6 protein-coding genes are annotated in these 6,350 nt (G+C 35.1%); 3 read left to right on the top strand and 3 right to left on the bottom strand.

The genetic code is table 11. The annotated features are described in order from the left end of the window. Positions 1–1,980: a motility associated factor glycosyltransferase family protein gene (locus F3G76_RS07645; RefSeq protein ID WP_103571436.1), complete on the bottom strand. Its 1,980-nt coding sequence runs from the start codon at positions 1,978–1,980 to the stop codon at positions 1–3. A 196-nt stretch (positions 1,981–2,176) separates the two neighbouring features. Next, the gene (gene dcd / locus F3G76_RS07650; RefSeq protein ID WP_002939953.1) at positions 2,177–2,737 is read right to left on the bottom strand and encodes a dCTP deaminase; all 561 of its coding nucleotides are present in this window, start codon (positions 2,735–2,737) and stop codon (positions 2,177–2,179) included. A gap of 123 nt (positions 2,738–2,860) precedes the next feature. Between dcd and F3G76_RS07655 the strand changes: the two genes are divergently transcribed. From F3G76_RS07655 to F3G76_RS07665, 3 genes are all read left to right on the top strand, one after another. Next, on the top strand, positions 2,861–3,703 hold the full coding sequence (locus F3G76_RS07655; RefSeq protein WP_012140501.1) for a DUF3737 family protein: 843 nt from the start codon (positions 2,861–2,863) through the stop codon (positions 3,701–3,703). 20 nt (positions 3,704–3,723) lie between these two features. Further along, positions 3,724–4,284, top strand: a complete 561-nt coding sequence (locus F3G76_RS07660) for a YcxB family protein (RefSeq protein ID WP_012140503.1) — start codon at positions 3,724–3,726, stop codon at positions 4,282–4,284. A 268-nt stretch (positions 4,285–4,552) separates the two neighbouring features. After that, entirely contained in the window at positions 4,553–5,149 is a 597-nt protein-coding gene (locus tag F3G76_RS07665) for an effector protein (protein WP_103639548.1), read from the top strand. 2 nt (positions 5,150–5,151) lie between these two features. Here F3G76_RS07665 and F3G76_RS07670 read toward each other — a convergent pair whose 3' ends face one another. After that, positions 5,152–6,300, bottom strand: a complete 1,149-nt coding sequence (locus F3G76_RS07670) for a hypothetical protein (protein ID WP_149706377.1) — start codon at positions 6,298–6,300, stop codon at positions 5,152–5,154. Between the last annotated feature and the right edge of the window lie 50 nt (positions 6,301–6,350).

Here is a 6,350-nt window from a genome sequence, read left to right on the forward strand (position 1 = left end):
TTAGTCTTCTTTTGGAAATATTCCACGTTTTTTAAGCTCTTTTATAAGAGGCTTAGAGGCTTCTTTTGTTGTTTCTATATCAGCATTTATGCCACCGGCTGCCGAAAATAGCCAGTATTTATGCGCATTTGCCCATTCAAATAACTTATCTATTTTTTCTTTGTTCGTATCGCTAGGTGCTACAGAAATTTTAGCAAGCTCTAGCTCCTGGTAGAAAACCGATATCATAAAAACATTTTGTATGTATTTCATATACTTTCTTTTTGATATAAAGTCTTTGGCTTTATCTACTTTCTTGACTATTTTTAAAAGTTCATCAAAATGCTTTTGAGTTATCTTGTCTTGTTCTCTTAGTAAATTTAACTCATCTATCCTAGGAGTAACTTCTAAAAATACTTTTTCAAGCTCTTTCTTCAAAAATGTTTGCATTTTTATCTTTTCTTGTATTACTTTATAGGCTTTTAGCATATCGTTATTTGTTGTTTTTTCACTATTTTTTGATATGTGAGGCAGTTTCTTTTCTTTTTTATCCACACAAAGCTCTCTCATAACCTCCAAAAATGGTCTTTCTATAGTTCCTTCTATTCTTGCACCACCTTCAGTACAGTTATACGAAGTTATATTTTCGAGTTTGGACTGCTCAATATCATTTTCAAACTGATTTTTAAATAGCGTCCAAACATAAGTTGTTCGTACTTCTCCTTCGCCACCATAAGCTGTGATATATAAATTTTCATCTGGCTGAGCTATAGTATGACCTTTTGCATGACTTGCTCCATCTTTGCCAAAAGCAAGATCCTGACCTATAAAAACAATATTTTTATGTCCTAACACATAGGCCAACTGATAAGCCATGTTTGCACAACTATGTCCTACTCCTAAATAGCCATATTTTTTTAAACCGAACATCTTCTCTTCATGTTGTGGCTTCATGGTAAGCACTAAGCGTCTTGGTAATATATTTTTTACGCTTTGTGTATGGGTCACCGAAGAAATAACAAAATATATATCTTCATCAACATCTGGGTGTTTTTTTTCAAAAAAAGTAGATGTTGGTATCATGCGTTCAATCGATGTTACGTAGTCAGGCTTTATACCATTTCTAGCAAGTATGGGGTATGAAGCATCGACACTTATAATACTTACATAAGGTGCAAATTTTTTAAGTGTCTCTAGCTGCTTGTCTAAGCTTGGGCCAGTAGAGACAATTATGGCTGTATCAACTAGCTTATGCCTCTTTTTGATTAGATCATGGTAGCAATAATTTTTAAACATCTCTGGTAAATTTTCTATATTTTGCCTTGTGCCTATCAAAAGATCATCTATAGAGTTGCCATGGGCTATAACTATATGAGAAAATGCCTCTGCAAATTTTTTATTTATATCTATATAGTCATCTGAAAATTGATCATAAAATTTAGAGTGTATTATTAAATTGTATGTCTTTGAGTAGGGTTCTAACTCAGCGTTTACTATAAGATAGTGAAACTGTGTGTGAGTTGTAAATTCTGAGAAAAATAGCACTATCTGCTCTTTTTCTAACTCTTCAGATAGATCGATCAAATTTAAAACGCTATAAATTATTTCGATCTCTGGTTCAATGATAGCAATGCTTTTATGAGTCTTATTTTTTGCTAGAGCTTTATAAAATACACCATTTCCAAGACCATAGAAAAAAAGACCTGGGTATCTTTTGTATTTTTTTTCTATCTCATCAAGCATCTTATATGTCTCTTCGACAGGATTTTCATATATGGATTCAGACGTCTCTTTGTTTATGATATTTATATCCAAAGGATCATTTTTCCCTAAAACTATCTCATATTTATTTTGTGATGTCATACTAAATAGCCTAGCAGCCAAAACTTCATCTTGCTGAAATAGTGCTTGAAGATTCTTCTCAAAGATAGGATTTGTTATACCGTTTAGCTTTGTTTCTTTTATCTGCGCAGCTACTTTTTTATCTTTTTTTTCTGTCATGTATATCCTTATATTTGAGCTTGATTTATGAGCTAGTTTATAAATTTTTAAGCAAAAGCTGTGCCAAATTTAAAATTTATTTATCAAAGCTCTGCTCTTTCTAGCTTCTATTTCGTCAAAATTTCGTTATTGTTTAGGGTTTTTATAAAAAGTGGGCGATAAATTTAGCCTTTGCAAAGTCGCAAAGGCATGAAAATTACTTCAAAATTCTAGGTAGCGTGATGCCTTCTTGGGCTTGGTATTTGCCGTTTTTATCAGCATAAGTCACCTCGCAAGGCTCATCACCCTCGATAAATAGCACCTGCGCGATGCCCTCGTTTGCATAAATTTTCGCAGGAAGTGGCGTCGTGTTTGAGATCTCTATCGTGATATGCCCCTTAAATCCCGGCTCAAAAGGCGTCACATTTACAATGATGCCGCATCTTGCGTATGTGCTCTTGCCAAGGCAGATCGCTAGCACGTTATCAGGCATGTTGAAGTACTCGATCGTGCGTGCCAAAGCAAAAGAATTTGGCGGCACTATGCAGACGTCGCCCTTAAAATCGACCACATTTTTCTCATCAAAATTCTTTGGATCAACGACGGTCCCGCCGATGTTTGTGAAAATTTTAAACTCATCGCCCACGCGTATATCATAGCCATAGCTAGAAACGCCGTAGCTAACGACGCCGCGGCCCACTTGCTCCTCGGCAAATGGCACGATCATCTTCTTTTCAACCGACATTTTCCTTATCCAAGAGTCTGATTTTAAACCCATTTTTGCTCCTTTTTTGGGGCGATTATAACGCTTTGCATCTTTAAAGTAAATTTAATGGCATTTTGCAATAAATTTTAAGAAAATCAGTATAATTTTAAAAGAAAAATTTAATAAAGGACAAAAATGCAAGAGAGAAACGCTGAAATTTTCACTGGCGAGCGCGCGATGTTTGGAGCAAAGGGACTAAATTTTACTAACTGCATCTTTGAAGATGGCGAGTCACCGCTAAAACATAGCTCAAATTTAAAGCTAAACGAGTGCATTTTTGCCTACAAATATCCACTTTGGTACGCAAGTGACATCACGCTAAATGGCGGATACTTGGAGCCTCTAGCAAGGGCTGGCATGTGGTACAGCACAAATTTAAGCTTCAAAGATGTGGTCATAAATGCGCCAAAAAGCTTTAGAAAAAGCTCGCAAATTTTACTTGAAAATGCAAATTTCTCAGATGCCGCCGAGACACTTTGGGGGTGCGAGGACGTGAAGATAAAAAACGCCTTTGCAAAAGGGGATTACTTTGGGGCAAACAGCGAAAATTTAGAGATTGATGGGCTAAGCTTGGACGGCAACTACTGCTTTGATAGCTGCAAAAACCTCCGCATCACAAACTCAAAACTCATCTCAAAAGATGCCTTTTGGAACTGCGAAAACGTGGTCGCGCAAAACTGCCTCATCTCAGGCGAGTACCTAGCTTGGAACGCTAAAAATGTGATACTCATAAACTGCACGATAAAGAGCTTGCAAGCACTTTGCTACGTGGAAAATTTGGTCGTGAAAGATTGCATTTTTATGGATACAAGCCTTGCTTTTGAGTATTCAAGCGTCGATGTGAGCACAAAAAGCAGCATAAAAAGTGTGAAAAACCCAAAAAGAGGCGTCATAAGAGCTGGCAGGATAGAGGAGATCATCATAGACGGCAGCTTGGTTGATACGAGCAAGATAGAGATCATCACGGATGAAATTTAGCCAAAATTTAAAGAAATAACATGCAAAATGAAAAATTTAGAGCGAAATTTAGTATAAAAAACGATGCTAAATTTAAAAAGCTACTACACAAGGTCTCAAGCACCGTCTATAAGAAGAATAAATTTGTGTTTTTGATGAGAGCAATCGAGCTGCCATTTGCTGTGCTATGTGCAGTAGCTTTGCTTGTGCTTTTTAACGTTTTTGAGAACGACTTAACAGTTTTTTCGGATATAAGTGACGTCTCTTTTTTGGCAAAAAATTTAGCCATTGTTCTTTGTGTCGGCATAGTCTTGCTCTATATTTATGCGGCTATAATTAAACCAGTTTTATTTACTAGAGCCATTTACTCAAACATCGATGTTGAGCGCGAACAAGAGATCGTTATATATGATGATGAGGTCTTGTTTGCCACAGCAACGAGCACGGTTCATTTTTCATATGGTGCGTTTCTTGGCACTTGCGAAACGGATGATTTTATAGCTTTGATCTTAAAAGAAGGCAGCTTCTTACAGATCCCAAAAGAGTCGCTAAATGAAAAAGCACAAGAAATTTTGGAATTTCTAAAAGAAAAGATAGGCTGAAATTAGTAAAATTTTTAGGCATTATGAATTTCTCTAAAAACATAGATATTATTGCTTTAGTGGTACCAAATATTATTTTTGCCAATAAAAATATAGAGATAGTCAAGGATGAAAATTTGATTTGTTTTTGAAAAATCATTTGCTACACAACTCAAATTTTTAAAATCAAAATAGCTCGCGGATAAACAATCTTATAAATTTTGTAAAATTTAATAACTTTTATCCTAAGAAGTAGTAAAATAGTTACACTTTTTTGATCGGAAATGATATGAAATTTAAAGATTTTAAAGAAAAAAACAGTAGTAATTATGACTTTTTCACAGCTGACGAGATGAGCTATAAAGAATTTGTACAACTAAGCTTTAAGGAGTTTTTAACTAGCGATAATGACTCAAAGTGGCAGCTTAATATAGATGATAAAAGGTTTAACTCATTTCCAAATTTCACCCAAAAACATCAAATTTGCATATCGAATTTAGACTATGAAGATAATATTTTTCAGTTTAGAATTTGCTCAGAAAACAACGTATCAAGCCTTGGCTATCGCATGTTTACGAGCTTTGATAACGCTCATAAAGACTTTGTCACAGACGATATTAAGCACTCTGATGAGATTATGATGAGCCTAAAGCTTGGCGAGCTTAAAGAGTTCCCTTGTATATCAAAATGCGGCTGGTGGATCAAAGATATCTGGCGAGACATGTATCCTATCTTGGACGAGACTAACAGCGAGGACTTTGTGGCTGACATTATAAAAAACGAATTTACCAAAAAGATGACCGAGATAAACGAATGCTTAAAGCACGCTCAAAATAGCGGCAAGCTTGACGAAGTTATCACCAAACTAAAAGCTAAAATCAACTGAATTTAGAAATTTCCACCCACCGCACACGAGCTAGCTGGATATGAAGTAAGTCCGTAGTCAGCTGACTCAACGTTATAAAAGTCTAAATTTGCACTTCGCGAGATGATATACTCAAAGCCTTTTTGATTTAGTTCGATCAAAATTTCAAGCTCCGCATCTCTTTTACAGACTATGCTTTCAAAAAAGTGAGAGAAGAAAGAAATTTTGGCATTTTCTTTTTGCATTGAGTGATTTAGCATGAGCTCCATATTGCTAAAAATTTTAAAGATAGTTTGATTTGTCTCAAATTTACCAAACCTTGCGTAATAATTTTGCAAATTTACATCATTTAGCACGATGTTTTTGGTGCAGTTTTTAGTGATCTGCTCATAGATAAGACCAAAGAGTTCGATCGAAGCATTTTGATTATCCATCACTCTATTTTCGTGATTTGTGACTACTACAAAGCCATCTTTTATCTCGTATTTTTCATTTTTATAATAAAAGCTAACATTTGCCACCTCTTGCTCGAAACGCTTTTTATAAGCAAAAGGCAAATAGTTTAAAACGCCCATTTTATCGATAATAGCTGAGCTTCTTACACCACCATCTAGCTCGTGCTGCATGAAGTATCTTATGAAGCTACCTTGCTCTATGTCAAAGCTGTTTAAATACTCGATCTTATCAAGATAGATGCATCGGTAGAGCTTTACAAATTCTGGGTTTAGCCTCAAATTTATCTCATCTTGTAGCTCGCCATACTTTTCAGTCTGATCTGCGTCTATAAATTCGATGATATTCATCTGCTTTTCGATCTTATCTTTTACAAAGATCGAAATTTTAACATCTTGCATCTCGTAAAAGCACTTTATCGTATCTGTGGCACTTTTGGTGATATCTGTTTTAAATTTCTTAGCAAGCTCTGCTTTTTTAAGGGTGAGCGAAAAGTCGCCATTTTTTAGCTTGTTTTGTGAGTATAAAAGATAGAGCAGCTGCTCATAGACCATTAGATGTGAGTAGGTTAAAAAGGTATTGTCCACTACAATTACGTAGTAGCAACGCGTTATAGAGTACCTTTTGTTGTTTTGCAAAAATTCATCATAAATTTTTAATTTGCTTGGGGATTTACATACCTTAAAAACATCATATGATTCTAAAAATATATTTTCCATTACTACCCCTTTTTACCTTTGCAAAAATATTACATAACTATTCTTTAAGC

Source organism: Campylobacter concisus (genome assembly GCF_902460575.1).
Taxonomy (GTDB): Bacteria; Campylobacterota; Campylobacteria; order Campylobacterales; family Campylobacteraceae; genus Campylobacter_A; species Campylobacter_A concisus_AW.